Genomic DNA, 23,603 nt, shown 5'->3' on the forward strand with positions numbered 1-23,603 from the left:
CGGTTGCCGCAACAGGGCGGCCAATGCGCACTATGTGTATCGCACGCGCCGCCGTGGACGCCGGTCCGGCATCCGATTTGCCACCGTGAGCCCGGTATTTGCGCTACACCCATTTCCTTTGTTTCAGAGCCGATTAACCAACTCATCCGATCCTCGGGGGATTTCATGTCATACGTAGAGGTTCCGGGCGCCAAGGTCCCGATCCGCATGTGGGCCGATCCGGCCACGGTCGAGGGCGCCGCGATGCAGCAGCTCCAGAACGTGGCGACGCTTCCCTGGATCAAGGGCCTGGCCGTCATGCCCGACGTCCACTACGGAAAGGGCGCCACGGTCGGCTCGGTGATCGCGATGCAGGGCGCGGTCTGCCCGGCGGCGGTCGGCGTCGACATCGGCTGCGGAATGAGCGCGGTCAAGACGTCCCTGACGGCCAACGACCTCCCGGGCGACCTCTCCCGCCTCCGCTCGAAGATCGAGCAGGCGATTCCGGTGGGGCGGGGGATGCACAACGACCCGGTGGACCCGAGCCGCCTGCACGGGCTGGCCACGGCGGGATGGGACGACTTCTGGGGCCGGTTCGGCGGGGTCGCCGATGCGGTGAAGTTCCGGGAGGGGCGGGCCATCAAGCAGATGGGAACGCTCGGCTCGGGGAACCACTTTGTGGAGTTTTGTGTAGATATGTCCGATTCGGTCTGGCTCATGCTGCACTCCGGCTCCCGCAACATCGGCAAGGAGCTGGCGGACCATCACATCGGTGTCGCGCAGGGCCTGTCGCACAACCAGAACCTCGTCGACCGCGACCTCGCCGTGTTCATCGCGGAGACCCCGCAGATGGCGGCGTACCGCAACGACCTGTTCTGGGCGCAGGAGTACGCCAAGTACAACCGCACGATCATGATGGCGCTCTTCAAGGACGTGGTCCGCAAGGAGTTCAAGAAGGCGAAGCCGACCTTCGAGCCGGAAATCAGTGCTCACCACAACTACATCAGTGAAGAGCGGTACGACGGTACGGATCTCCTGGTGACCCGCAAGGGGGCGATCCGCGCGGGCTCCGGCGAGTACGGGATCATCCCCGGCTCCATGGGTACGGGCTCGTACATCGTGAAGGGCCTCGGCAACGCGGCGTCCTTCAACTCCGCGTCGCACGGCGCGGGCCGGAAGATGAGCCGGAACGCCGCGAAGAAGCGCTTCTCGATGCGTGACCTGGAGGAGCAGACGCGGGGCGTGGAGTGCCGCAAGGACTCCGGCGTCGTGGACGAGATCCCGGGCGCGTACAAGCCGATCGAGCAGGTCATCGATCAGCAGCGGGATCTTGTCGAGGTGGTCGCCAAGCTGAAGCAGGTGGTCTGCGTCAAGGGGTGACCGTAGGTGTGCGCCGGGACCGACCGCAGGGGCGGTCCCGGCACACAGCCCGGCGATTGCGGGAGGCCTTACGGCCGGTCCCGCCAGACCGGCACGATTCGCGACGAGTCGAAGTGATGGGATCCCTTGAGCGCGGGCAGAACCACCACGGCGGCGAGCAGGCTGTGCAGCAGCTCCTGCTGTTGTGCGTGAGGCAAGTTCATCCAGGCTGACGGGAGTTCACCAAGCGCTTGTGGTCGATGGATGGACAATTGGGTGCACCATGTGTTGCAGGCGGTCACGAGGCGCTTGATGTCTTCTTCAAGAGCGCGGAGCCGGGTGAAGTACTGAGTGTCCGTGATCTCCTGTGAGTGCCATTGCCCTTCGAGTGCGGCTCGTCGTCGGCGAGCGAGTTGTAGATCGTGCTCACCCGGCCAGGTTGCTGGCTTGTCCCCGAGCAGTCCGGCTTCGAGGGCTTTGTGGATCGACCATTCCGTGACGAGTCGATCGACAGCCCTTCCCTGTCGGCTGGTACGACCACAGCCGCCGTCCATGCCTGACCGGCATCGATAGATATGGGTCGCCCCGTAGGGGGCCCCATGCATCTGGGCACCGCACTGACTTCCATCGAGCAGCTCGGCTCCGCACCGAAGAAGACTCGTGAGCAGATACTTGCCCTGAGGGCTTGGAACGGGGGCATTTCCGTTCCAGCCTCCGGCACGGCGTTGCGCCGAGAGTCTGTCGCTGGCTGCGCGCCACTCGTCGGGCGAGACGATGGGCTCCCACTGGCCGATGACGGGCAGGCCCCTGTCGTCCGCCAACAACTTTCCCCGAAGCGTGCGGTAACCGCAGATTCGGGGGTTTCTGAGGATCTGTTTGACCGTCTGTCGTTGCCACGTATTGCCGAGTGAGGTCGGGTAGCCGGAAGCGGTGAAGTCTCGCGTGACAGCGCTCAGCGTGCTCCCGTTGATCAGGTCCCGGACTCCCTGTCGTACAACGGCGGATTCGCCTGGATGCAGCGTGACCTTGTCCTCGTTCCAGCCGAAGGGGCGATGGACGCTGATGGGTTCGCCGCGTTCGGCGCGGGCACGGTGGTTCATCTGCGCCCGTTGTTGCTGCTTCAGGCTCTCCGCTCGCGCTGCGAGAGCAGCCTCCGCTGCTCGGGCGGCAATTGCCTCGTCGTAGAGGTCGCGTTGCCCCAGGGCATCAACGTAGATCCGCTCCGGGTGGGCGCTGAAAGCGGCCCGAAAACGTTCGAAGGTGTGCGGGTCTCGGTAGAGCCGGTCGTCAGCCGTACACACGATGCCGTCGACGGGGTATCCGGAAGTGGTGGCGCCCAATCGAAGAGCCTCGAGCATTTCCTCGAAGTCGGGGCGCCAAATGCCCGGTTTGGAGGCCGACTTGTGGTTGTCGATGTAGCGATGAACGATCACTAGGCCCTGAGCGATGGCGATACGGCCACAGTGGGTTGCCTGATCTCGTGCTGCATGCCCGTCGCGCTTGTGCGCGTCCGTGGAGACCCTGCAGTAGACGACGACCAGTCGACGGCCCGTTTCCCTGAGAGACAGCGCGTCGTCCAGTGAGGGGGCGTCGGCGGGAGTGCCGCGGAGATCCTCCACAGCGCGCTGCGCCCAGGGATGCGGAGTGATTCTCTTCGTCGGGTAGGTGGGAGCCGACGTCGATGTGGGCGGAGCACTAGGCTCGCGTTCAGCCATGGGAAGTGTTGCCTTCCTCTTGGTCAGGCCTCCGGTCGGGACTGCAATCCCGCCGGGGGCCGTTCTGTTTTCGGTTGTCGTGGCTGAACCTAGCCAGCGCGTTCCCGTCCCGTCCTGGCGATCGAGCGGCGTCACCCGTGTGAGTGCCGCGCGTACCCTGGGCCTGGTTCAGTGGATCGTCGCCGAAAGGTAGGGCCCAGGTCATGGCACCCGCTCCCGCGTCCCGTATTGCCGTTGTCACCGGTGCGAGCAGCGGTATTGGTGCCGCTACTGCTCGGCAGCTGGCGGCCGCCGGGTATCGGGTGGTGCTGACCGCTCGGCGCAAGGACCGGATCGAGGCGGTCGCCGAGGAGATCTCGGCGGCCGGGCACGATGCCGTCGCGTACGCGCTGGACGTGACCGACCGGGCCGCTGTCGACGAGTTCGCTTCGGCGTTCAAGACCATCGGGGTGCTCGTGAACAACGCGGGCGGCGCGCTCGGGGCCGATCCCGTCGCCACCGGGGATCCGGAGCAGTGGCGGCAGATGTACGAGACGAACGTCATCGGCACGCTCAATGTCACGCAGGCGCTGCTGCCCGCGCTCACCGCGAGTGGGGACGGGACTGTTGTCGTTCTGTCGTCGACCGCTGGGCATGGGACCTATGAAGGCGGGGGCGGGTACGTCGCCGCCAAGCATGGGGAGCACGTGCTCGCCGAGACGCTGCGGCTGGAGATCGTCGGGACGCCGGTGCGGGTGATCGAGGTCGCGCCGGGGATGGTGAAGACGGACGAGTTCGCGCTGACCCGGTTCGGCGGGGACGAGGAGAAGGCCGCCAAGGTGTACCAGGGCGTCGCCGAGCCGCTGACCGCGGACGACGTCGCCGACACGATCAGCTGGGCTGTGACCCGGCCGCCGCACGTGAACATCGACCTGCTGGTGGTGCGGCCGCGGGCTCAGGCGTCCAATACCAAGGTGCATCGTGAGCAGTCCTGAGCACCCCGGCGCACCCGATCCGCTCGTCGAGCTTCAGCGGGAGTACGACGACCGGCGGCTCGCCGAGGAGAAGCGCGGCGAGCGGTACATGTGGTGGTACCTGGCGTACTTCCTGTTCGGCATCCACATCGTCGCGTTCGTGATGATCTACGCGATCAAGCACGCCAACTAGCTCAGCCGGCGTACGCCGTCGGTGGCACCCCCACCGTCGCCGTGAAGTCGCGGACGAGGTGGGCCTGGTCCGCGTAGCCGAGGTCGGCGGCGAGGGTGGCCCAGTCGATGTCGTCGCGCGTCGCCGCGGTTTCCACGGCCTCGTGGATGCGGAAGCGCAGGATGCACCACTTGGGGCTGACGCCCACGTACGCGTGGAAGAGGCGCTGAAGCGACCGCACCGTCATGTCCTCGGCGCGCGCGAAGTCGGCCACGCGGCGCACCCCGCGGTCGGCCCGGATCCGGTCGACGAGGCCGGTCGCGAGCTCGGCCTGCGGGTCGGGTTCGGCGGGGGCCAGCGGCAGCAGGTACGCGTCGAGGGCGGCGATCCGGTCGCTGTCGTCGGCGGGGGAGAGGACGGCCGCGGGGTCCGTGGCCGGGAAGACCTCCTCGTACGGCAGGACCCGGCCCGTCCACCGGGAGACCGGCGCCTGCGGGGCGAACGGCCGGAACGCGCCCGGCCGGAACTTCGCCCCGCACACCTTCCCGCGCCCGTGCAGCTTGCGCGTGTAGAGGCCGGGCGCGGCGACGCCGGTCAGCTCCCCGTACGGCGGCTGGTCGATGTCGTCCTGCTGGAAGGTGAGGTGTACGGACGGGTGGGGCAGCACGTTCGACACGAACGGCTCCGGCAGGTCCCAGTCGATGAACCAGTAGTGCTCGACGTACTGGCGCAGCGGCTCGGCGGGCTCGTGCCGGCGCAGCCGCACGCGGGTGAGCAGTGCGGTCGGGTCGACGATCCCGCGGGTGTCGGGGCGCTCCGGTGACATGGGGAGAGCGTAGGGCGGGGCACCGACAGCGGGCCGTGGCGTCGTGTTTCTTCAAGAGGGGGCGGGGCCTTTACTCGTAGCGTCGGAGTATGGACACGAACAAGAAGGACACGAACAAGAGGGACACGGATACGCAGGACCCGGGCACGCAGGGCGCGAAGCCGTTGGGGGCGCTGATCGCCGCGGCCGTCTCCCGTGCCGTCCCCGTCGTCGCCGGGATCGAGGACAAGACCCTCGACGCCCCCACGCCGTGCGCGGAGTACGACGTGAGGACCCTGGCCAATCACCTGTTCCACGTGGTCGTCGAGTTCCAGAAGCTCGCGGTGAAGCAGGACTCCGACTTCTCCTCGCCGCCGGACCACGTGGCGCGGTCCGGCTGGCGGGAGCGGTTCGCGCGGGAGGCGGAGGCGCTGGTCGAGGCCTGGTCCACGCCCGGCGCGGAGGAGGGGACGACCGGGGCGCTGGGCATGCCCGCGCGGCTCGTGGGCGGGATGGCGCTGCTGGATCTGACCGCGCACGCGTGGGATCTGGCGTGTGCGACGGGCCAGGAGTACGTGGCCGATCCGGTGGTGGTGGCGGAGCTCACGGCGGTGGTGGAGCGGCTGGCGCCGACGGGCCGGGAGATGGGGGCGTTCGGGGCGCCGGTGACGGTGGGCGCGGAGGCGGATCCGTTCGCGCGCGTGCTCGCCGCCACGGGCCGGGATCCGCACGCCGATCGATTCGGGGACCGGTCCGGGGAATAGCTCGCGGCGGCGCACCGTTCCGGAGGTATAGTTGAAGCATCAACAACCTGCGGAAGGTGAGCAGAATGCAGTTCGGGATCTTCACCGTCGGCGACGTCACCGTCGACCCGACGACCGGACGCGCGCCGAGCGAGCACGAGCGCATCAAGGCGATGCTCGCCATCGCGGAGAAGGCGGAGGAGGTCGGTCTCGACGTCTTCGCCACCGGTGAGCACCACAACCCGCCGTTCGTCCCGTCCTCGCCGACGACGATGCTCGGCCACATCGCGGCCCGCACCGAGAACCTGATCCTGTCCACGTCGACGACGCTGATCACGACGAACGACCCGGTGAAGATCGCCGAGGACTTCGCGATGCTCCAGCACGTCGCGGACGGCCGGGTCGACCTGATGATGGGCCGCGGCAACACCGGCCCGGTCTACCCGTGGTTCGGCAAGGACATCCGCGACGGCATCGACCTCGCCATCGAGAACTACGCGCTGCTGCGTCGCCTGTGGGACGAGGACGTCGTGACGTGGAAGGGCAAGTTCCGCACGCCGCTCCAGTCCTTCACCTCGACCCCGCGCCCGCTCGACGGCGTCGCGCCGTTCGTCTGGCACGGCTCCATCCGCTCGCCGGAGATCGCCGAGCAGGCCGCGTACTACGGCGACGGCTTCTTCCACAACCACATCTTCTGGCCCGCCAGCCACACCAAGCAGATGGTGAACCTGTACCGCCAGCGCTACGCCCACTACGGGCACGGCACGCCGGAGCAGGCCATCGTCGGCCTCGGCGGCCAGGTCTTCATGCGCAAGAACTCGCAGGACGCGGTGCGCGAGTTCCGTCCGTACTTCGACAACGCGCCGGTGTACGGCCACGGGCCCTCGCTGGAGGAGTTCACCTCGCAGACGCCGCTGACGGTCGGTTCGCCGCAGGAGGTCATCGAGCGGACGCTGTCCTTCCGGGACTACGTGGGTGACTACCAGCGCCAGCTGTTCCTCATGGACCACGCGGGGCTGCCGCTCAAGACGGTCCTGGAGCAGCTCGACCTGCTGGGCGAGGAGGTCGTGCCGGTGCTGCGCAAGGAGTTCGCGAACAAGCGGCCGGCGAACGTGCCGGACGCGCCCACCCACGCCGCCCGTGTCGCCGCCAAGAACGAGGAGGTCAAGAGCGCATGAAGCTCGTCGTCGTGTCGGCGGGGCTGAGCGCCCCGTCGTCCACCAGGCTCCTGGCGGACCGGCTGGCCGCCGCGACCACGGAGCGCGTGGACGCCGAGGTCGAGGTGCTGGAGCTGCGTGACTACGCCACGGAGATCGCCCAGCACTTCGTCACCGGGTTCCCGCCCGCACGGCTCGCCGCCGCGCTCGACGCGGTGGCGGCCGCGGACGGCCTGATCGCGGTCACTCCGGTGTTCTCGGCGTCGTACAGCGGTCTGTTCAAGTCGTTCTTCGACCTGATCGACAAGGACGCGCTGACCGGGAAGCCGGTGCTCGTCGGGGCGACGGGCGGCACCGCCCGGCACTCCCTGGTCACCGAGCACGCGCTGCGTCCGCTGTTCACGTACCTGCGGGCCGTGGTCCTGCCGACGGCCGTGTACGCGGCGTCGGAGGACTGGGGCGAGGAGGGCCTCGCGGCGCGCATCGCCCGTGCGGGCGGTGAGCTGGCGCGCATCATGACGCCGTCGGTGAACGTGGACGTGGACACGACGGCGGCCATCGCCCCCCGCTCCCTCCACGGAGCGGTCACCTCGGTCGACCCGACCGACGGCTTCGAGGTCACCCCCTTCGCGGAACGCCTGGAAGCCCTCCGCGTCGGCTGAGGTGCGGGCCGGTATTTCAAGCCCCTGCGGCGCTTGAGCAGCGGGGGCCGGGGCGGAGCGCCGAGGCCGTCACGCCGGTTCGGTGAATCAAGCCGGATTCACCGGGCCAGGCGCCGCACCCGGTTCGCCGCGCGAGCGACAAGTTTGCGCCCGGTGCGTCTGCGGTGGGAGGCGCGGAGGTCCGTGAAGAGGGCGTCGTAGCGGGCCACGATCGGCTCCGGGTCGTAGCGGTGCGCGGAGAGCAGCGCCGCCTCCCCCATCGCCCGGCGCAGCCGCTCGTCCTCGATGAGGTCCATGATCGATTCGGCGAGCGCGCTCGCGTTCCCCACCGGCACGAGCCGCCCGTCGACCCCGTCCGTGATGATCTCCGCGGGCCCGAGCGGCGCATCCGTGGACACGACGGGCACCCCGCACCGCATCGCCTCGACCAGTGTCATCCCGAAGGACTCCGCGTCGGAGGCGCTCGCCACGATCGACGCCCGCGCGAACTCCGGCTCGATCGGCGACACCGTCCCCATCAGCCGGGCCCTGCCCCGCAGCCCCAGCCCGTCCACGAGGGCCCGCAGGCGCGGCTCCTGGGTGCCGCCGCCGTAGATCCGCAGCTCCCAGTCCGGATGCTGCGCCGACACCGCGGTGAACGCCTCAAGGAGCAGGTCGTAGCGCTTGCCGGGCGCGAGCCGCCCGGCCGCGGCGATGATCTTCGTGGTGCCGTTCGACGGCGGTACGGAGGCCGGCGGCACGATGTTCGGCACGCTGAGGATCCGCACGCCGGGCAGCCGCATCCGTTCCCGGTAGACCTGCGCGTCCTCCTCCGTCACCGTGACGAGGGCGTCGAGCGCCCGGTAGTGCCGGGCGACGGTCTTGAGCAGGCTCGCGCTGTGCGCGTCGTGCCGCAGGTGTTCCTGGGCGATCCGCAGCGCCCGCCGCGGGCCCCACTGGGCGAGGTAGACGTTGAGCCCGGGACGGGTCCCGATGACGACGTCGGCCGTGCAGCTCCCCTCCAGGTATTCACGGGCGCGGATGTCGTGCAGGAGCGTGTACTGCCGGTGGCGCTTGTCGGCTGCCGGGAAGATCCGCGCCCGCCTGTCGTACGTGGGCTGTCGCGTGTCGGGCGTCCCGGCGCGCAGATCCACCAGCGGGACGAGGCCGATCCGCGGGTCGACGGGGAACCGTGGGGACTCCCGGTGTCGGGAGAGCGACACGATCTCCACCTCGTGGCCGCCGTGCTCGACGAGCGCGGCGGCGAGGTTGAGCGTGGTGCGCACGGTGCCACCGACGGCGTACGCGTTGTGCAGCAGGAACGCGATCTTCATGTGCGCATGACTTCCCCGGCAGCCGCGCGGGCCGGGCGTGAGCCCGGTAAGAAGCCCTTCGGTGGACCACCGAACAGGCGATCCGACGAGATCAGGGGCGGAAGGGGTGGGCTGCGGCTACGGCCAGACCAGGCAGTACGCCTGATGTCCCGCGTCGTGCAGGCGGTGGCTGAAGTCCTGCCACTCGTGCAGCAGTTGGTACACGTTGAACGCGTCGCGCGGGCCGCCGCGGTCGGGGACCGTGGACCAGATGAACGCCGCGGCGCCGACGGACTCCTCGCCGACCCCGCGCAGCGGGTCGACGACGGTCATGGGGAGCTTGACCACCGCGTAGTCGGGGTGGAGGACCACCAGCTCCAGGGGCGGGACCTTGTGCAGGGGTATGCCTTCGATGCCGGTGAGGACCATCGCGGCCATCGTCTCCGGCTTGATCTTGGTGAACATGCCGCCCATGCCCAGCTCGTCACCGCCGAGCTCCTCGGGGCGCATGGAGATCGGGACGCGGGCTGCCGTGGCGCCGTCGGGCGCGCCGAAGTATTTGTAGGTCACCCCCACCCGGCCACCATTCCCGATGTCCCCGTCCCTGCCGTCCACGCCCTCTTCGCGCCGGTGCTTCCCCCGCCGGGCACGCCGGGGGCCCAGGTCACCGGTCCCCTCGCCCAGTCCGCCGCCACCGCGATGCATATCTCCACCCGACTGCTGTTCCCCGGGCCGCGCAAGCCCTGTTGTAGGCCGCGCGACCGCCTACGCGCAACCCGATCATCGTGTCAGTGACCTCCCCCACGGTCCCCCGCCGAAACGTGTCGGCGAGGTGTGGCGCGAGGCAGAGTCTAGGTGGCCCGCGGGTCCACGCGCTGGGGCGCGCGAGTGTGGGCCGTACGCTGAGAGGCATGGCAGAGGCGAACAACACTCCCTATCCCTATGAGGCACCCGCGTCGCAGGGGCTTTTCGACCGCGCGGAGGCGGTGACGCCCGGTGGCGTGAACTCGCCCGTGCGCGCATTTCGCGCGGTGGGCGGAACGCCCCGTTTCATGGTGTCCGGTAACGGTCCGTATCTCACCGATGCCGACGGGCGTGAGTATGTCGACCTCGTGTGCTCGTGGGGGCCGATGATCCTCGGCCATTCCCACCCCGAGGTCATGGCGGCCGTGCGGGAGGCCGTCTCGCGCGGCACCTCCTTCGGTACTCCGGGCGCGGGCGAGGTCGAGCTGGCCGAGGAGATCGTGCGGCGGATCGACCCGGTCGAGCAGGTGCGGCTCGTGTCGTCCGGCACCGAGGCGACCATGTCGGCGATCCGGCTGGCCCGCGGCTTCACCGGCCGCGCGAAGGTCGTCAAGTTCGCCGGCTGCTACCACGGGCACGTCGACGCGCTGCTCGCCGCCGCGGGCTCCGGCGTCGCCACGCTGGGCCTGCCGGACACCCCGGGTGTCACGGGCGCGCAGGCCGGCGACACGATCGTGCTGCCGTACAACGACATCGAGGCCGTGCGGGCCGCGTTCGCCGCGCACCCCGGCGAGATCGCCTGCGTCATCACGGAGGCCTCGCCCGGCAACATGGGCGTCGTGCCGCCGAAGGCCGGTTTCAACCAGGGGCTCAAGGACGTGTGCGCCGAGAACGGCGCGCTGTTCATCTCCGACGAGGTGATGACCGGCTTCCGTACGTCGAAGGCCGGCTGGTTCGGCGTCGACGGTGTGGTGCCCGACCTGATCACGTTCGGCAAGGTGATGGGCGGTGGCTTCCCGGCCGCCGCGTTCGGTGGCCGCGCCGATGTGATGGCGTACCTCGCCCCGGCGGGCCCCGTCTACCAGGCGGGCACGCTGTCCGGTAACCCGGTCGCCACCGCCGCGGGCGTCGCCCAGCTGCGGCTGCTCGACGACGCCGCGTACGCGAAGGTGAACGCGACGAGCGAGCAGTTGCGTTCGCTGGTCTCGGAGGCGCTCACCGAGGAGGGCGTCGCGCACCGCGTGCAGAACGCCACCAACATGTTCACCGTGTTCTTCACGGAGAACGAGGTGACGAACTACGAGGACGCGAAGGGGCAGGACGCCTTCCGTTTCGGCCCGTTCTTCCACTCGATGCTGGAGCAGGGCGTGTACCTGCCGCCGTCGGCCTTCGAGTCCTGGTTCGTCTCGACGGCCCACGACGAGCGGGCGATCGAGCGCATCGCGGCCGCGCTTCCCGCCGCCGCCCGCGCCGCCGCGGAGGCCACGGCATGAGCGCCCCGAAGTCGAACGACGACATCACCGTCGTCCATCTGATGCGCCACGGCGAGGTGCACAACCCGGAGGGGATCCTGTACGGGCGGCTGCCCGACTATCACCTCTCCGACCTCGGCCGGCAGATGGCCGACCGGGTCGCCGAGCACCTCTCCACCCGTGATGTCACGCATGTCGTGGCGTCCCCGCTGGAGCGGGCGCAGGAGACGGCGACGCCGATCGCGAAGGCGCACGGCCTCGACCTGGACAGCGACGAGCGGCTCATCGAGGCGGACAACGTCTTCCAGGGCAAGACCTTCGGTGTCGGCGACGGCGCGCTGAAGAACCCGGACAACTGGAAGCACCTGGTCAACCCGTTCAGGCCGTCCTGGGGCGAGCCGTACATCGACCAGGTCGTGCGGATGATGGGCGCGCTCGACGCCGCGAAGGACGCGGCGCGCGGGCACGAGGCGGTGTGCGTCAGCCACCAGCTGCCCATCTGGATCGTGCGCAGCTACGTGGAGAAGCGGCGGCTGTGGCACGACCCGCGCAAGCGGCAGTGCACGCTCGCCTCGCTGACCACGTTCACGTACCGGGGCGACAGGATCGTTTCCGTCGGGTACACCGAGCCGGCCCGCGATCTCGTGCCCGCTCATCTCCTGGCGGGCGCCAAGCCGGTGAAGGGGAAGGACAAGGCCTTCGGGGCCTGATCCGGGGCACGACTCCAGCGAAGGGCCGCCGTCAACTCGGCGGCCTTTCGCTTACCCCTTCAAACCACCGCAAATCAGGACCGTTTAGTCGGAACCCGCGTGTTCCTCACTCCCTCTTCAGGGGCGCCCCTGTGAATGGGGCAGCGTGAGGATTGGGGACGACACGATGCGGGACGTGAGTCGCAGGGGGCTGCTCGGGCTCGGTGCGGGCGCGGCGAGCGGCGCGCTGCTCGCCGGGTGCGGTGCGGGCGGCGCGACGGTGACGACGGAGCGGCACGGCAGGCCGGGCTCGGCGGGCCGGGCGCGGGTCCGGCCCATCGGGGACGGTTCGACGGCGCACACCGGAAGGCAGCCGCGGCAGCCCGCGGCGCCCGAGCGCCTCGAACCGGGCCAGAAGCCGCCGCAGTTCGTCGTCTTCTCCTGGGACGGCGCGGGCGAGGTGGGCAACGGCCTCTTCCCGCGCTTCCTGAAGCTCGCCGAGGACCACGGCGCGCACATGACGTTCTTCCTGTCCGGGCTCTATCTCCTGCCCGAGTCGAAGAAGCGGCTCTACCGCCCGCCGAACAACCCGGTCGGCGCCTCCGACATCGGCTATCTGACGGACGCCCACATCAAGGACACCTTGAAGTACGTCCGCAGGGCCTGGCTCGAAGGGCACGAGATCGGCACGCACTTCAACGGGCACTTCTGTGCGGGAACGGGCTCGGTCGCTGGCTGGACGCCCGCGCAGTGGCGCGACGAGATCGACCAGGCCACGTCGTTCGTGCAGCGGTGGCGCACGAACACGGGCTGGACCGAACTTCCCCCGCTGCCCTTCGACTACGACAAGGAGCTGGTCGGCGGGCGCACCCCGTGCCTGCTCGGCCAGGAGAACCTGCTGCCCACCGCCCGCGAGCTCGGCTGGCGCTACGACGCCTCCTCGCCCGGCGGCCGGCAGCGCTGGCCGGAGAAGCGGCTCGGGGTGTGGGACCTGCCGCTGCAGGCCGTCCCGTTCCCCGGCCGTTCCTTCGAGGTGCTGTCGATGGACTACAACATGCTGGCCAACCAGTCCCTCAACTCCACGCGCGCGCCCGCCGCCAACCATCCGGGCTGGCGCGAGCAGTCGGCGCAGGCGTACATCCAGGGATTCAAGCGGGCATACGAGACGAACCGGGCGCCGTTCTTCATCGGCAACCACTTCGAGGAGTGGAACGGCGGCATCTACATGGACGCCGTGGAGGAGGCGTTGAAGCACATCGCGGCGACCGCCGAGAAACACCGTGACGTGCGGCTCGTCTCGTTCCGGCAGTTCGTCGACTGGCTCGACGCGCAGGACCCGAAGGTGCTTGCCGCACTGCGTACGCTCGACGTGGGACAGCGGCCTGCCGACGGCTGGCGGAAGTTCCGTGCGCAACACCCCGCAAACCCCTCCTGAAGTGGGCTTTTCCCGGCGTGAGGGGGGTGCGGAAGATCCCCTAAACAGACATGCGAAACTTTTCACATGAGTGCCGCCTTCCGCGTTCCCCACGTCTCCGCGACGAAGCGCCGCGCCGCCCAGCTGACCGTAGGAGCCGCCGTGGCGGCCCTCGCGCTGACGGCGTGCGGCTCCGGCGGTACGTCCGGCGGCGGCAACAACACGAACTTTGTGACCGGGTCCGGCGGCATCGCCACCGTCAAGAAGGGCGAGCGGCACAACGCCCCCGCCCTGACGGGCAAGGACCTCGAGGGCAAGAAGATCGACATGTCCGACTACAAGGGCAAGGTCGTCGTCCTCAACGTCTGGGGCTCCTGGTGCCCGCCCTGCCGCGCCGAGGCGCCGAACTTCGTGAAGGTCGCCAAGGACACCGAGAAGCAGGGCGTCCAGTTCCTCGGCATCAACACCCGCGACACCAGCACCGACCCGGCGAAGAAGTTCGAGGAGAGCTACGGGGTCCCGTACCCGAGCTTCTACGACCCGACGGGCCGACTGCTCCTCAAGTTCGAGAAGGGCACGCTGAACCCGCAGGCCATCCCCTCGACGATCGTCGTCGACCGCGAGGGGAAGATCGCCGCGCGCTCGCTCAAGCCGCTCAGCGAGAAGGCCCTGCGCAAGATGGTCGCGCCGGTCGTCGCGGAGAAGTGAGCGACGGTGAGCGCCTCTCTCGTCACGCTCGCCGCCGGTGACACCGTCACCGACGGCGCCCTGCTCCTGGCCGTACCGGTCGCCCTGCTCGGCGGCCTCGTCTCGTTCTTCTCGCCGTGCGTGCTGCCGCTCGTCCCCGGCTATCTGTCGTACGTGACCGGTATCACCGGCACCGACCTGATGGAGCAGCGGCGGGGCCGGATGGCGGCGGGCGCCAGCCTGTTCGTCCTCGGCTTCACCGCCGTCTTCGTCTCCGGCGGCGCGCTGTTCGGCTTCTTCGGCCAGACGCTCCAGGAGTACCAGGGGGTGCTGAGCAAGGTGCTCGGCGGCCTCATGATCCTGATGGGCGTCTTCTTCATGGGGTTCATGCCCTGGATGACGCAGCGGGAGTTCCGCTTCCACCGGAAGCCCGCCGCCGGTCTGGCCGGCGCCCCGGTCCTCGGCGCACTGTTCGGCATCGGCTGGACCCCGTGCATCGGCCCGACCCTCGCCTCCGTGATCGGCCTCTCCTCGGTGCAGAGCACCGCCGGCCGCGGGGCCATACTGACCATCGCGTACTGCCTCGGCCTCGGCGTGCCGTTCGTGCTCGCCGCGATCGCCTTCCGCAAGGCGCTCGGCGCGTTCGGCTGGGTCAAGCAGCACTACACGTGGGTGATGCGCATCGGCGGCATCATGATGATCCTGACCGGAGTTCTTCTGCTCACGGGCGCGTGGGACGCCCTTGTCGGGCAGATGCGGACCTGGTCCACCGGCTTCCAGGTGGGAATCTGATCCATGAGCAAGACGACCGACGACGTGCAGAGCGGTGGCGGCGACGCCACTGACCTCGAAGCCGCGTCCCAGCTGAGCACGGCCCCTCAGGAGGACCGTGCGCCCAACCTGCCCAAGCTCGGCGTCATCGGCTGGGTCCGCTGGTTCTGGCGGCAGCTCACCTCGATGCGGGTCGCCCTGATCCTGCTGTTCCTGCTCTCGCTCGGCGCCATCCCCGGTTCGCTGATCCCGCAGGAGGGCACCGACCCGACCAAGGTCGACACCTTCCGCAAGGCGCACGAGACGCTGGCGCCGATCTACGACAAGATCGGCTTCTTCCACGTCTACGGCTCGGTGTGGTTCTCCGCGATCTACCTGCTGCTGTTCATCTCCCTCATCGGCTGCATCGTGCCGCGCACCTGGCAGTTCGTCGGGCAGCTGCGTGGCCGTCCGCCGGGCGCGCCCAAGCGGCTGACCCGGCTGCCCGCGTACGCGACGTGGCGCACCGAGGCGGACCCGGAGCAGGTGCGCACCGCCGCCCTCGCGATGCTGAAGAAGCGCCGCTTCCGCGCGCACGTCGCCGGGAGCGCGGTCGCAGCCGAGAAGGGCTATCTGCGCGAGGTCGGCAACCTCGTCTTCCACATCGCGCTGATCGTGATGCTGGTCGCCTTCGCCTGGGGGCAGCTGTTCAAGTTCGAGGGCGGCAAGCTCGTCGTCGAGGGCGACGGCTTCGCCAACACGCTCACCCAGTACGACGACTTCAAGTCCGGCAACCTCTTCGACAGCGACCGCGACCTGTCGCCGTTCAGCTTCACGCTCGACAAGTTCACGGCGACGTACGAGCGCTCGGGACCCGAGAAGGGGACCCCGCGTACGTTCCGCGCGAACGTCAGCTACACCGAGGGCTCGGGCGACAAGACGAAGCAGGGCAAGATCGAGTCCAACCACCCGCTGGACATCGACGGCACCAAGATCTTCCTCAACGGTCACGGCTACGCGGTCCCCGTCACGGTCCGCGACGGCAAGGGCAAGGTCGTCTCCAAGCAGACCGTGCCGATGCTGCCGATCGACTCCAACATCTCCTCGCAGGGCGCCATCAAGGTGATGGACGGCTACCGCGACGCCAAGGGCAAGAAGGAGCAGCTGGGCTTCGCCGCCTGGTTCGTGCCGACGTTCGCGGGCGCGGGCAAGGGCACGATGCTCTCCCAGTTCCCCGCGCTCGACTTCCCCGTCCTCGCGCTCAACGCGACGCACGGCGACCTCGGCGTGGACGCCGGCCTTCCGCAGAACGTGTACCAGCTGGACACCTCGCACATGAAGGCCTTCAAGGACTCCAAGGGCAAGGCGCTCAAGCAGCGGCTGCTGCCCGGCGAGACGATGAAGCTGCCGAACGGGGCGGGCTCCATCACGTTCGACAAGGACATGAAGGAATGGGTCACCTTCCAGATCTCCCACCAGCCCGGTGACATCTGGGCCCTGGGCGGCGCGATCGCCGCGATCGGCGGTCTGGCCGGCTCCCTGTTCATCCAGCGCCGCCGCGTCTGGGTGCGCGCGGTCGAGGGTCCCGACGGGGTGACCGTCGTCGAGCTCGTCGGCCTCGGCCGCAGCGAGTCCGCGAAGCTGCCGGAGGAGCTGGGCTCCCTGGTCGACCAGCTGCACTCCGAGGTGCCGAGCGCACCCGACCCGGACCCGGACACCTCCGACTCCACCGAATCCTCCGCAACCACCACTGCTGTTCCTGCCGCCGAAGGGGCTGAGAAGTGAATCTCGCCGCCGCAGTCAACGAGAACCTGGCTCACACCAGCAACGTCCTCATCTACTCGTCGATGGCCGTGTACCTGCTGGCGTTCTTCGCGAACATGGCCGAGTGGATCTTCGGCAGCCGCAGCAAGGTCGGCCGAACCGCCGCCGCGCTGACCGGCAAGGCCGAGGAGAAGCCGGGCGCCGCGGCGCCCGCCGTCACGGTCAAGCAGAAGGGCGGCACGGCCGTCATGGAGCGGCCGAAGGTCGTCACGCGGGCCGCGGCCGGCGCGCGCGACGTGCCGGACGGTCCGGGCGCCGCCGCCGGTGACGAGCAGGGCGACCTGTACGGCCGGATCGCGATCTCCCTCACGGCCCTCGCCTTCATCATCGAGTTCGGCGGCGTGCTCACGCGCGCGCTCTCGGTGGAGCGGGCCCCGTGGGGCAACATGTACGAGTTCAGCATCACCTTCTCCACCGTCGCCGTCGGCATCTACCTCGTGCTGCTGGCGCTGAAGAAGAACGTGCGCTGGCTCGGCCTGCCGCTGGTCATCACGGTCCTGCTCGACCTCGGTCTCGCCACCACCGTCCTGTACACGTCCAGCGACCAGCTGGTGCCCGCGCTGCACTCGTACTGGCTGTACATCCACGTCTCGACGGCGATCTTCTGCGGCGCGGTCTTCTACGTCGGCGCGGTCGGCACGCTCCTGTACCTCTTCAAGGACAGCTACGAGAGCAAGCTGGCGGCGGGCGGCCAGCCCGGCCGGTTCGCGACCTCCGTCATGGAGCGGCTGCCTGCCTCGCAGTCCCTCGACAAGTTCTCCTACCGCGTGAACGCGGCCGTCTTCCCGCTGTGGACGTTCACGATCATCGCGGGCGCCATCTGGGCGGGCGACGCCTGGGGCCGCTACTGGGGTTGGGACCCCAAGGAGACCTGGTCGTTCATCACCTGGGTCGCCTACGCCGCGTACCTGCACGCCCGCGCGACGGCCGGCTGGAAGGGCCGCAAGGCCGCCTACCTGGCGCTGATCGCGTTCGGCTGCTGGATCTTCAACTACTACGGCGTGAACATCTTCGTCACGGGCAAGCACTCGTACGCCGGGGTGTAGTTCCCCGTCACCGCTGTGGTGGAAGGCCGGTCCCTCGGGGCCGGCCTTTCGCGTGGGTCAGGGCTCCAGGGAGCGCCAGATCCGGTCGGGCAGGACGCGCCTTGCCTCGTCGAGGTCGACGTCGCGGGCTCCGGCGAGCCAGCCGCGCGCGGTGCCGATGACCGGGCCGAGGACCAGGGCCTCGATGAGCGGCGCGGACAGCGGTGCGATCGCGCCGGACTCGATGTGCACCTGCAGCCACGCGGCCAGCGGTGAGAGCCGCGCCTCCTGGGTGTCGCGCAGCTGCTGCGCCTGTTCCATCGTGAGCCGGTCGGCATACGAGGAGTGCAAGAGGCGGGCGGCGTCCGGGTGTTGCTCGATGAAGCCGAGGTACGTCTCGACGAGCGCGCGGATGCCGGTGTGCGGCGTGCGCGAGCGCTCCAGGGCCGCGGTGAGCTCTTCGAGGAGCCGGCCGAGCCAGCGCAGCAGCAGCTCCCGCATCAGCCCGTCGACGCTGCCGAAGTGGTGGTAGAGGCTGCCCGGGCTGGCCCCGCTCGCGCCCGTCAGGGAGCTGACGGTGACGCCCTGTTCGCCCGCGTCCGCGTACACGCGCAGCGCGGCGTCGAGGAGTCGGTCGACGGTCTCGGCACCACGCAGTTGTTTGGGGCTCATGTCGACCACCAGCGTAGGGCACTCTCCCACCTGTGTTTCTATAGTGAATTTCTAGAAATTCACTCCAGTTCAGTAGGGTGCTGAGCCACACTGATCTCCGCCTGGGGGTCGTCGAGCGGCACGGGGGACCGCTCGACGACCCCGGCGGTTCATTCGCCGATGTCCCCGATGTCTTCGTGCCACAGGTCGGGCCTCGCCGCGACGAACTCCTCCATGAGGCCGAAGCACTCGGCGTCGTCGAGCAGCACGATCTCGACGCCGTGCTCGGCGAGCCAGTCGTGTCCGCCGTGGAAGGTGCGCGCCTCGCCGATGACGACCCGTGAGATGCCGAACTGCCGCACCAGGCCCGAGCAGTACCAGCAGGGGCTGAGCGTGGTCACCATCGTGGTGCCCTGGTACGTGCGCTGCCGGCCGGCCCTGCGGAAGGCGTCGGTCTCCCCGTGCACGGACGGGTCGGCGTCCTGCACGCGCCGGTTGTGGCCGCGGCCGAGCACCTGGCCGTCGGCGGAGTAGAGGGCGGCGCCGATCGGGATGCCGCCCTCGGCGAGGCCGGCCCTCGCCTCCTCGACGGCGGTGGCGAGCCAGGTGCGGGCGAGGTCGGGATCCATGGTGCTTATTCGTCCTTTTTGTCGTCGTCCCTCAGGGACCGCAGGAACTCGGGGTTGTCGTCGGGCGCGACGAAGCGGGTGCCGCCACCGCCCGCGGGAGCGCGGCGCGGCCTGCCCACCGCCAGCCAGGCGATCGGACCGAGGAGCACCTCGCCGAACAGCAGGATGATGAAGACCCAGGCCAGCTTGGGCAGCTTGCGCACCTCTTTCTCCGGCGTGTTCAGGCAGTCGATGAACGCGTAGATCCAGAGCGCCAGGACCAGCAGGAACGGCAAGTAGCGCAGCATGGTGTCGCGATCCCCCAAGGAGCGGAACGGGGCACATCGGGCCCCCGGTGACCTGGCCAGCGTAGCCCGTGCCGGATACTGGAACGCATGGCTTACGACGATCTTCGCTCCCTGCTCAGGGCTCTGGAGCGCGAGGGCGACCTGAAGCGCATCAAGGCCGAGGTCGACCCGTACTTGGAGGTCGGTGAGATCGTCGACCGGGTGAACAAGGCCGGCGGCCCCGCCCTCCTCTTCGAGAACGTGAAGGGCGCGTCGATGCCCCTCGCGATGAACGTGTACGGCACCGACCGGCGACTCCTCAAGGCGCTCGGGCTCAAGTCGTACGACGACATCAGCGACAAGATCGGCGGGCTGCTGAAGCCGGAGCTGCCGCACGGGTTCGTCGGCATCCGCGAGGCGTTCGGCAAGCTCGGCGCGATGACGCACGTACCGCCGAAGAAGGTGAAGTCGGACGCCGCCCCCGTGCAGGAGGTGGTGCTGCGGGGCGAGGACGTCGACCTCGACAAGCTGCCCGCGCTGTTCACCTGGCCCGAGGACGGCGGCTCCTTCTTCAACCTGGGGCTCACCCACACCAAGGACCCCGAGACGGGCGTCCGCAACCTCGGGCTCTACCGCCTCCAGCGCCACGACAAGCGCACCATCGGGATGCACTGGCAGATCCACAAGGACAGCCGCAACCACTACCAGGTGGCCGCCAAGCGCGGCGAGAAGCTGCCCGTCGCGATCGCCTTCGGCTGCCCGCCGGCCGTCACGTACGCGTCGACGGCGCCGCTGCCCGGCGACATGGACGAGTACATGCTCGCCGGGTTCATCCAGGGCAAGCGCGTCGAGATGGTCGACTGCAAGACGGTGCCGCTGCAGGTCCCGGCCAACGCGGAAGTCGTCATCGAGGGCTGGCTGGAGCCCGGCGAGATGCTCCCCGAGGGGCCCTTCGGCGACCACACCGGTTTCTACACGCCGCAGGAACCCTTCCCGGCGCTGACGATCGACTGCGTGACGATGCGCAAGCGACCACTGCTCCAGTCGATCGTCGTGGGCCGCCCGCCGACGGAGGACGGGCCGCTGGGCCGCGCCACGGAGCGCTTCTTCCTGCCGCTGCTCAAGGTGATCGTCCCGGACATCGTGGACTACCACCTGCCCGAGTCCGGCGGCTTCCACAACTGCGCGATCGTCTCGATCGACAAGAAGTACCCGAAGCACGCCCAGAAGGTGATGAGCGCGATCTGGGGCGCGCACATGATGTCGCTGACCAAGCTGATCGTCGTCGTCGACTCGGATTGCGACGTACATGATCTTCATGAAGTCTCGTGGCGAGCGCTCGGGAACACGGACTACGCCCGCGACCTGACCGTGGCCGAAGGCCCCGTCGACCACCTCGACCACGCCTCGTACCAGCAGTTCTGGGGCGGCAAGGCGGGCATCGACGCGACGAAGAAGTGGCCCGAGGAGGGCTACACGCGGGACGGAGGCTGGCCCGAGATGGTCGTCTCCGACCCCCGTACGGCGGCCCTCGTGGACCGCCGCTGGAAGGAGTACGGACTCTAGTGAGCAGCGCCTCAGCAGCAATCCCGCAGCAGCCGGGACGGACCAAGGCCTTCCTGCGCCTGGTCATGATCGAGCACTCGGTGTTCGCGCTGCCCTTCGCCTACATCGCCGCGCTGACGGCGATGTTCGAGTGGGACAAGAACATCCACTGGGGCCGGCTGCTCCTGGTCACGATCTGCATGGTCGGACTGCGGACGTTCGCGATGGCGGCGAACCGGATCATCGACCGGGAGATCGACGCCCGCAATCCGCGCACCGCGCACCGCGAACTGGTGACGGGCGCGATGTCGGTGAAGTCGGCGTGGACCGGCGCGCTGATCGCCCTGGTGATCTTCCTGGCGTCGGCTGCGCTCCTGAACCCGCTCTGCCTGGCGCTCGCGCCCATCGCGGTGATCCCGATGGTGGTCTACCCCTACGGCAAGCGGTTCACGAACTTCCCGCAGGCGATCCTCGGCCTCGCCCAGGCGATCGGCCCGATCGGCGCGTGGATCGCGATCACCGGCGAGTGGTCCTGGACGGCCGTCATCCTGGGTCTCGCGGTCGGCATCTGGATCGGCGGCTTCGACCTGATCTACGCCTGCCAGGACGTGGAGACGGACCGTGAGGTCGGCGTGAAGTCGGTCCCGGCCCGCTTCGGCATCCCCGGCGCGATCTGGGGCGCCCGCGCCTGCCACTTCGTCACCACGGCCCTGTTCGTCTGGTACGCGCTGGCCACCGACGCCGGCACGTTCTTCTGGGTCGGCCTCGTGATCGTCGCGGGCGCCTTCCTCTACGAGCACACGATCGTGAAGCCCCACGACCTGTCCCGCCTGAACCGGGCGTTCTTCCAGGTCAACGGATTCATCGGCATCGCGCTCTTCGTGTGCGCGCTGCTGGACCTGCTGGTGCGGGGACTGACGGTCTAGGACGCGCCCCGGGGCGACGGGCGGCGGCGGAAGACGAACGCCGCCGCCACACCCGCGGCAAGCCCGATCAGGTGGCCCTGCCAGCTCACCCCGTCGTTCGTGGGGGAGAGGCCTGCCAGGAACGACGTGCCCCAGTACGCGGCGATGACGAGGCCGACGACGATGCCGAGCGGGCGGCGCTCCACGAAGCCGGACAGGACGACGAAGGCGAACAGGCCGAATATCAGGCCCGATGCGCCCGCCGTGTTCGTATGCGCCGGGGCCACCAGCCACACCCCGAGTCCGTCCGCGACGACGATCAGGGCGCAGGCCAGGAAGAAGCGGCGCAGTCCGCCGAGCGCCGCGACGAAGCCGAGGACCAGCAGAGGTATCGAGTTCGCCGCGACGTGCGCGAAGCCGAAGTGGATGAAGGACGCCGGGACGACGTCGACCAGCTCGGAGGCCTCGCGCGGCTGAATGCCGAAGGTGTCCAGGGCGTGGCCCGAGGCCACGTCGACCACTTCGAGGAGCCAGAGCAGGGCCACCCAGGCGAGCATCACCTTGCCCGCCGTCAGCGCCCCGGCACGTGCCGGCCGACGCCGAACCGCCGCTCGACCCGATCCGTCGTCGTACGTCATCCCAGCCCCCGCCCGTCGAGGAAAGAACGCTCACCGCCCCTGCTCAAGTTCCCCCGCCGGGGTGCCGGATAGGCTCGTGGTGTGGAGCACGTCGAAGCAAGCAGCCGCAAGCCCTGGGTCGTCGGGGTCTCCGGAGCGTCAGGTACCCCGTATGCCGCCTCCGTGCTGCGCGCGCTGCTCGCGGCCGGCGAGTCCGTGGACCTTGTGGTCTCGCGGGCCTCGCGGCTCACGCTGCTCGACGAGACGGGCATCCCCTTCCGGGACGCGCACTGGCGCGAGGACCTCGGGGAGTGGCTGGCGCGCGGCGCCGACGGGAAGCCGGACACGTTCGGCGGCCTCGACCTGGACGACGTGCGGTACTGGCCCTCCGGTGATCTCGCGGCGGGCCCCTCGTCCGGCTCGTACGCGGTCAAGGGCATGATCGTCGTGCCCGCGTCGACGGCGTGCGTGGCGGGCGTCGCGCTCGGCCTCTCGAAGGATCTTTTGCAGCGTGCGGCGAGCGTGACGCTCAAGGAGCGGCGGCCGCTGATCGTCGCCGTACGCGAGACACCGCTGAACGGGCAGACGCTGAAGCATCTGGTGACGCTCGACGAGGCGGGCGCCGTGGTGCTGCCCGCCTCACCGGCGTTCTACGCGGGGGCGACGCACATCCAGGATCTCGTGGACTTCGTCGCGGGGCGGACGCTCGACGCGGCGGGGGTGTCGCACACGCTGTACCGCCGCTGGGAGGGAGAGCTCGGGGGAGGCTCCCGTGATACGGAGTGACGCGGTGCCGCTCAGCGCTTCCTGGCGGGGCGGGCGGCGTGCCGGCCCTTCGCGCGGCGCTCGGGGGCGGACTGCTGGGCACGCGAACGAACGGCCTCGGCCTGCATCTCGCGCATGCGGGCGTACGCCATCTCGATCGTGAACACGCTGACACTCTCCTGGGGGTTCGGTATCCGATGGATCTTCGCTGATCCGAGGGATGGACTTTAGATTTTGCGGGGCTAAACCCTAGCGCGCCTTCGATCGTACACATAAGCTCGCGTCAACGCTGAATAATGAAAGGCATTGGACCTTATGGACGCCGTGGACAGGCAGCTCATCCAGGCCCTGCGCGAGAACGGCCGCGCCTCGTATGCGGAGTTGGGCCGGCTCGTCGGCCTGTCCGGACCCAGCGTCACGGACCGCATCAACCGCCTCGAGGCGGCCGGCGTGATCACCGGCTACCGCGCCACCGTCGACTCCGCCTCGCTCGGCCTCGGTGTCACCGCCCTCATCGGCATCTCGCTCTCCGACGCGGCCGACCACGAGGACGTGGCGCACCGCCTGCGCGATCTGCACGAGATCGAGGACTGCTGGTTCATCGCGGGCGACGACTCGTACATGCTGAAGGTCCGCGCGGGCGACGTGGACAGCCTGGAGCGGACCATCCGACGGCTGAGCGGCACGAAGGGTGTCTCCCGGACCCGCACCACGATCATTCTCTCCACCAAGTGGGAGAACCGGGTGGGAGAGCTCCCCGACGAGGTGTGACGGGCCCAGCCG

Annotated in this window: 26 protein-coding genes; 17 read left to right on the top strand and 9 right to left on the bottom strand. The window is 69.3% G+C overall.

The annotated features are described in order from the left end of the window. The first annotated feature begins 165 nt into the window (after nt 1–165). On the top strand, nt 166–1,359 hold the full coding sequence (locus ACY34M_RS07470; RefSeq protein WP_462716373.1) for an RtcB family protein: 1,194 nt from the start codon (nt 166–168) through the stop codon (nt 1,357–1,359). Between the two features lie 68 nt (nt 1,360–1,427). On the opposite strand, the gene ACY34M_RS07475 is transcribed toward ACY34M_RS07470, so the two are convergent. Further along, a complete protein-coding gene (locus ACY34M_RS07475; protein ID WP_462716372.1) occupies nt 1,428–3,053 on the bottom strand; it encodes a recombinase family protein in 1,626 nt (541 codons plus the stop codon). Between the two features lie 203 nt (nt 3,054–3,256). Between ACY34M_RS07475 and ACY34M_RS07480 the strand changes: the two genes are divergently transcribed. Both ACY34M_RS07480 and ACY34M_RS07485 read left to right on the top strand, forming a co-directional pair. Continuing rightward, nucleotides 3,257–4,027, top strand: a complete 771-nt coding sequence (locus ACY34M_RS07480) for an SDR family NAD(P)-dependent oxidoreductase (RefSeq protein ID WP_462716371.1) — start codon at nt 3,257–3,259, stop codon at nt 4,025–4,027. Next, nucleotides 4,014–4,199 carry a hypothetical protein gene (locus tag ACY34M_RS07485; RefSeq protein ID WP_462716370.1) on the top strand — a complete coding sequence of 62 codons (186 nt, stop codon included), beginning with the start codon at nt 4,014–4,016 and terminating at the stop codon, nt 4,197–4,199. Before ACY34M_RS07480 ends, ACY34M_RS07485 begins: the two co-directional genes overlap by 14 nt. Nucleotide 4,200: 1 nt before the next feature. Here ACY34M_RS07485 and ACY34M_RS07490 read toward each other — a convergent pair whose 3' ends face one another. Next, nucleotides 4,201–5,004 carry a DUF6597 domain-containing transcriptional factor gene (locus ACY34M_RS07490; RefSeq protein WP_462716369.1) on the bottom strand — a complete coding sequence of 268 codons (804 nt, stop codon included), beginning with the start codon at nt 5,002–5,004 and terminating at the stop codon, nt 4,201–4,203. Nucleotides 5,005–5,093: 89 nt separating this feature from the next. Between ACY34M_RS07490 and ACY34M_RS07495 the strand changes: the two genes are divergently transcribed. From ACY34M_RS07495 to ACY34M_RS07505, 3 genes are all read left to right on the top strand, one after another. Then, a complete protein-coding gene (locus ACY34M_RS07495; RefSeq protein ID WP_462716368.1) occupies nt 5,094–5,747 on the top strand; it encodes a TIGR03086 family metal-binding protein in 654 nt (217 codons plus the stop codon). A 65-nt stretch (nt 5,748–5,812) separates the two neighbouring features. Then, on the top strand, nt 5,813–6,904 hold the full coding sequence (locus ACY34M_RS07500) for an LLM class flavin-dependent oxidoreductase (protein WP_462716612.1): 1,092 nt from the start codon (nt 5,813–5,815) through the stop codon (nt 6,902–6,904). Beyond that, nucleotides 6,901–7,545 carry a CE1759 family FMN reductase gene (locus tag ACY34M_RS07505; RefSeq protein WP_462716367.1) on the top strand — a complete coding sequence of 215 codons (645 nt, stop codon included), beginning with the start codon at nt 6,901–6,903 and terminating at the stop codon, nt 7,543–7,545. The genes ACY34M_RS07500 and ACY34M_RS07505 overlap by 4 nt, the downstream gene beginning before the upstream one ends. Nucleotides 7,546–7,643: 98 nt before the next feature. On the opposite strand, the gene ACY34M_RS07510 is transcribed toward ACY34M_RS07505, so the two are convergent. Together ACY34M_RS07510 and ACY34M_RS07515 are read right to left on the bottom strand one after the other, a co-directional pair. Next, entirely contained in the window at nt 7,644–8,858 is a 1,215-nt protein-coding gene (locus tag ACY34M_RS07510) for a glycosyltransferase family 4 protein (RefSeq protein WP_462716366.1), read from the bottom strand. A 117-nt stretch (nt 8,859–8,975) separates the two neighbouring features. Beyond that, a complete protein-coding gene (locus ACY34M_RS07515) occupies nt 8,976–9,542 on the bottom strand; it encodes a hypothetical protein (protein WP_462716365.1) in 567 nt (188 codons plus the stop codon). A gap of 206 nt (nt 9,543–9,748) precedes the next feature. Between ACY34M_RS07515 and hemL the strand changes: the two genes are divergently transcribed. The 7 genes from hemL to ccsB all read left to right on the top strand — a co-directional run bounded on the left by hemL (nt 9,749) and on the right by ccsB (nt 17,463). Continuing rightward, nucleotides 9,749–11,074, top strand: coding sequence for a glutamate-1-semialdehyde 2,1-aminomutase (gene hemL, locus ACY34M_RS07520; RefSeq protein ID WP_462716364.1), 1,326 nt, complete (start codon nt 9,749–9,751; stop codon nt 11,072–11,074). Next, nucleotides 11,071–11,763, top strand: a complete 693-nt coding sequence (locus ACY34M_RS07525; RefSeq protein WP_462716363.1) for a histidine phosphatase family protein — start codon at nt 11,071–11,073, stop codon at nt 11,761–11,763. The genes hemL and ACY34M_RS07525 overlap by 4 nt, the downstream gene beginning before the upstream one ends. A gap of 166 nt (nt 11,764–11,929) precedes the next feature. After that, nucleotides 11,930–13,177, top strand: a complete 1,248-nt coding sequence (locus ACY34M_RS07530) for a polysaccharide deacetylase family protein (protein WP_462716362.1) — start codon at nt 11,930–11,932, stop codon at nt 13,175–13,177. 66 nt (nt 13,178–13,243) lie between these two features. Continuing rightward, entirely contained in the window at nt 13,244–13,864 is a 621-nt protein-coding gene (locus ACY34M_RS07535) for a TlpA family protein disulfide reductase (protein WP_462716361.1), read from the top strand. Nucleotides 13,865–13,870: 6 nt separating this feature from the next. Next, nucleotides 13,871–14,635 (top strand): cytochrome c biogenesis CcdA family protein, encoded by a 765-nt coding sequence (locus tag ACY34M_RS07540; RefSeq protein ID WP_462716360.1) that lies wholly within the window; start codon nt 13,871–13,873, stop codon nt 14,633–14,635. 3 nt (nt 14,636–14,638) lie between these two features. Further along, a complete protein-coding gene (gene resB, locus ACY34M_RS07545; protein WP_462716359.1) occupies nt 14,639–16,378 on the top strand; it encodes a cytochrome c biogenesis protein ResB in 1,740 nt (579 codons plus the stop codon). Next, entirely contained in the window at nt 16,375–17,463 is a 1,089-nt protein-coding gene (gene ccsB / locus ACY34M_RS07550; RefSeq protein WP_462716358.1) for a c-type cytochrome biogenesis protein CcsB, read from the top strand. Before resB ends, ccsB begins: the two co-directional genes overlap by 4 nt. Before the next feature lie 57 nt (nt 17,464–17,520). Here the strand turns inward: ccsB and ACY34M_RS07555 are convergent, their stop codons facing one another. From ACY34M_RS07555 to ACY34M_RS07565, 3 genes are all read right to left on the bottom strand, one after another. Next, nucleotides 17,521–18,114 (bottom strand): TetR/AcrR family transcriptional regulator, encoded by a 594-nt coding sequence (locus tag ACY34M_RS07555; RefSeq protein ID WP_462716357.1) that lies wholly within the window; start codon nt 18,112–18,114, stop codon nt 17,521–17,523. Between the two features lie 149 nt (nt 18,115–18,263). Then, the gene (locus tag ACY34M_RS07560; RefSeq protein ID WP_462716356.1) at nt 18,264–18,722 is read right to left on the bottom strand and encodes a nucleoside deaminase; all 459 of its coding nucleotides are present in this window, start codon (nt 18,720–18,722) and stop codon (nt 18,264–18,266) included. Between the two features lie 5 nt (nt 18,723–18,727). After that, nucleotides 18,728–19,009 carry a PLD nuclease N-terminal domain-containing protein gene (locus ACY34M_RS07565; protein WP_462716355.1) on the bottom strand — a complete coding sequence of 94 codons (282 nt, stop codon included), beginning with the start codon at nt 19,007–19,009 and terminating at the stop codon, nt 18,728–18,730. A gap of 87 nt (nt 19,010–19,096) precedes the next feature. On the opposite strand from ACY34M_RS07565, the gene ACY34M_RS07570 reads away from it, so the two are divergent. Together ACY34M_RS07570 and mqnP are read left to right on the top strand one after the other, a co-directional pair. Beyond that, complete coding sequence (locus ACY34M_RS07570) at nt 19,097–20,554, top strand: menaquinone biosynthesis decarboxylase (protein WP_462716354.1); 1,458 nt, start codon at nt 19,097–19,099, stop codon at nt 20,552–20,554. Next, nucleotides 20,554–21,459, top strand: a complete 906-nt coding sequence (gene mqnP / locus ACY34M_RS07575; protein ID WP_462716353.1) for a menaquinone biosynthesis prenyltransferase MqnP — start codon at nt 20,554–20,556, stop codon at nt 21,457–21,459. The genes ACY34M_RS07570 and mqnP overlap by 1 nt, the downstream gene beginning before the upstream one ends. Here mqnP and ACY34M_RS07580 read toward each other — a convergent pair. Further along, entirely contained in the window at nt 21,456–22,076 is a 621-nt protein-coding gene (locus ACY34M_RS07580; protein ID WP_462716352.1) for a rhomboid family intramembrane serine protease, read from the bottom strand. The two genes, mqnP and ACY34M_RS07580, sit on opposite strands and share 4 nt — an antisense overlap. Before the next feature lie 81 nt (nt 22,077–22,157). Here ACY34M_RS07580 and ACY34M_RS07585 point away from each other — a divergent pair, with 81 nt between their 5' ends. Continuing rightward, nucleotides 22,158–22,841 carry a UbiX family flavin prenyltransferase gene (locus ACY34M_RS07585; protein WP_462716351.1) on the top strand — a complete coding sequence of 228 codons (684 nt, stop codon included), beginning with the start codon at nt 22,158–22,160 and terminating at the stop codon, nt 22,839–22,841. 11 nt (nt 22,842–22,852) lie between these two features. Here ACY34M_RS07585 and ACY34M_RS07590 read toward each other — a convergent pair whose 3' ends face one another. After that, complete coding sequence (locus tag ACY34M_RS07590) at nt 22,853–22,987, bottom strand: hypothetical protein (RefSeq protein ID WP_462716350.1); 135 nt, start codon at nt 22,985–22,987, stop codon at nt 22,853–22,855. 148 nt (nt 22,988–23,135) lie between these two features. Between ACY34M_RS07590 and ACY34M_RS07595 the strand changes: the two genes are divergently transcribed. Further along, nucleotides 23,136–23,591 carry an Lrp/AsnC family transcriptional regulator gene (locus tag ACY34M_RS07595; RefSeq protein WP_462716349.1) on the top strand — a complete coding sequence of 152 codons (456 nt, stop codon included), beginning with the start codon at nt 23,136–23,138 and terminating at the stop codon, nt 23,589–23,591. Nucleotides 23,592–23,603 lie beyond the last annotated feature (12 nt).

The organism is Streptomyces sp. EDA2-14 (assembly GCF_054963755.1).

Excerpts from the sequence above, each read along its gene's own strand:
- ACY34M_RS07475 (WP_462716372.1), bottom strand. The coding sequence starts at position 3,053 with ATGGCTGAACGCGAGCCTAGTGCTCCGCCCACATCGACGTCGGCTCCC.
- ACY34M_RS07510 (WP_462716366.1), bottom strand. The coding sequence starts at position 8,858 with ATGAAGATCGCGTTCCTGCTGCACAACGCGTACGCCGTCGGTGGCACC.
- ACY34M_RS07480 (WP_462716371.1), top strand. The coding sequence starts at position 3,257 with ATGGCACCCGCTCCCGCGTCCCGTATTGCCGTTGTCACCGGTGCGAGC.
- ACY34M_RS07595 (WP_462716349.1), top strand. The coding sequence starts at position 23,136 with ATGGACGCCGTGGACAGGCAGCTCATCCAGGCCCTGCGCGAGAACGGC.
- ACY34M_RS07495 (WP_462716368.1), top strand. The coding sequence starts at position 5,094 with ATGGACACGAACAAGAAGGACACGAACAAGAGGGACACGGATACGCAG.
- ACY34M_RS07515 (WP_462716365.1), bottom strand. The coding sequence starts at position 9,542 with ATGCATCGCGGTGGCGGCGGACTGGGCGAGGGGACCGGTGACCTGGGC.
- ACY34M_RS07490 (WP_462716369.1), bottom strand. The coding sequence starts at position 5,004 with ATGTCACCGGAGCGCCCCGACACCCGCGGGATCGTCGACCCGACCGCA.
- ACY34M_RS07570 (WP_462716354.1), top strand. The coding sequence starts at position 19,097 with ATGGCTTACGACGATCTTCGCTCCCTGCTCAGGGCTCTGGAGCGCGAG.
- hemL (WP_462716364.1), top strand. The coding sequence starts at position 9,749 with ATGGCAGAGGCGAACAACACTCCCTATCCCTATGAGGCACCCGCGTCG.
- ACY34M_RS07560 (WP_462716356.1), bottom strand. The coding sequence starts at position 18,722 with ATGGATCCCGACCTCGCCCGCACCTGGCTCGCCACCGCCGTCGAGGAG.
- ACY34M_RS07525 (WP_462716363.1), top strand. The coding sequence starts at position 11,071 with ATGAGCGCCCCGAAGTCGAACGACGACATCACCGTCGTCCATCTGATG.
- ACY34M_RS07530 (WP_462716362.1), top strand. The coding sequence starts at position 11,930 with ATGCGGGACGTGAGTCGCAGGGGGCTGCTCGGGCTCGGTGCGGGCGCG.
- ACY34M_RS07535 (WP_462716361.1), top strand. The coding sequence starts at position 13,244 with ATGAGTGCCGCCTTCCGCGTTCCCCACGTCTCCGCGACGAAGCGCCGC.
- resB (WP_462716359.1), top strand. The coding sequence starts at position 14,639 with ATGAGCAAGACGACCGACGACGTGCAGAGCGGTGGCGGCGACGCCACT.
- ACY34M_RS07565 (WP_462716355.1), bottom strand. The coding sequence starts at position 19,009 with ATGCTGCGCTACTTGCCGTTCCTGCTGGTCCTGGCGCTCTGGATCTAC.
- ACY34M_RS07470 (WP_462716373.1), top strand. The coding sequence starts at position 166 with ATGTCATACGTAGAGGTTCCGGGCGCCAAGGTCCCGATCCGCATGTGG.
- ACY34M_RS07555 (WP_462716357.1), bottom strand. The coding sequence starts at position 18,114 with ATGAGCCCCAAACAACTGCGTGGTGCCGAGACCGTCGACCGACTCCTC.
- ACY34M_RS07505 (WP_462716367.1), top strand. The coding sequence starts at position 6,901 with ATGAAGCTCGTCGTCGTGTCGGCGGGGCTGAGCGCCCCGTCGTCCACC.
- ACY34M_RS07500 (WP_462716612.1), top strand. The coding sequence starts at position 5,813 with ATGCAGTTCGGGATCTTCACCGTCGGCGACGTCACCGTCGACCCGACG.
- ACY34M_RS07580 (WP_462716352.1), bottom strand. The coding sequence starts at position 22,076 with ATGACGTACGACGACGGATCGGGTCGAGCGGCGGTTCGGCGTCGGCCG.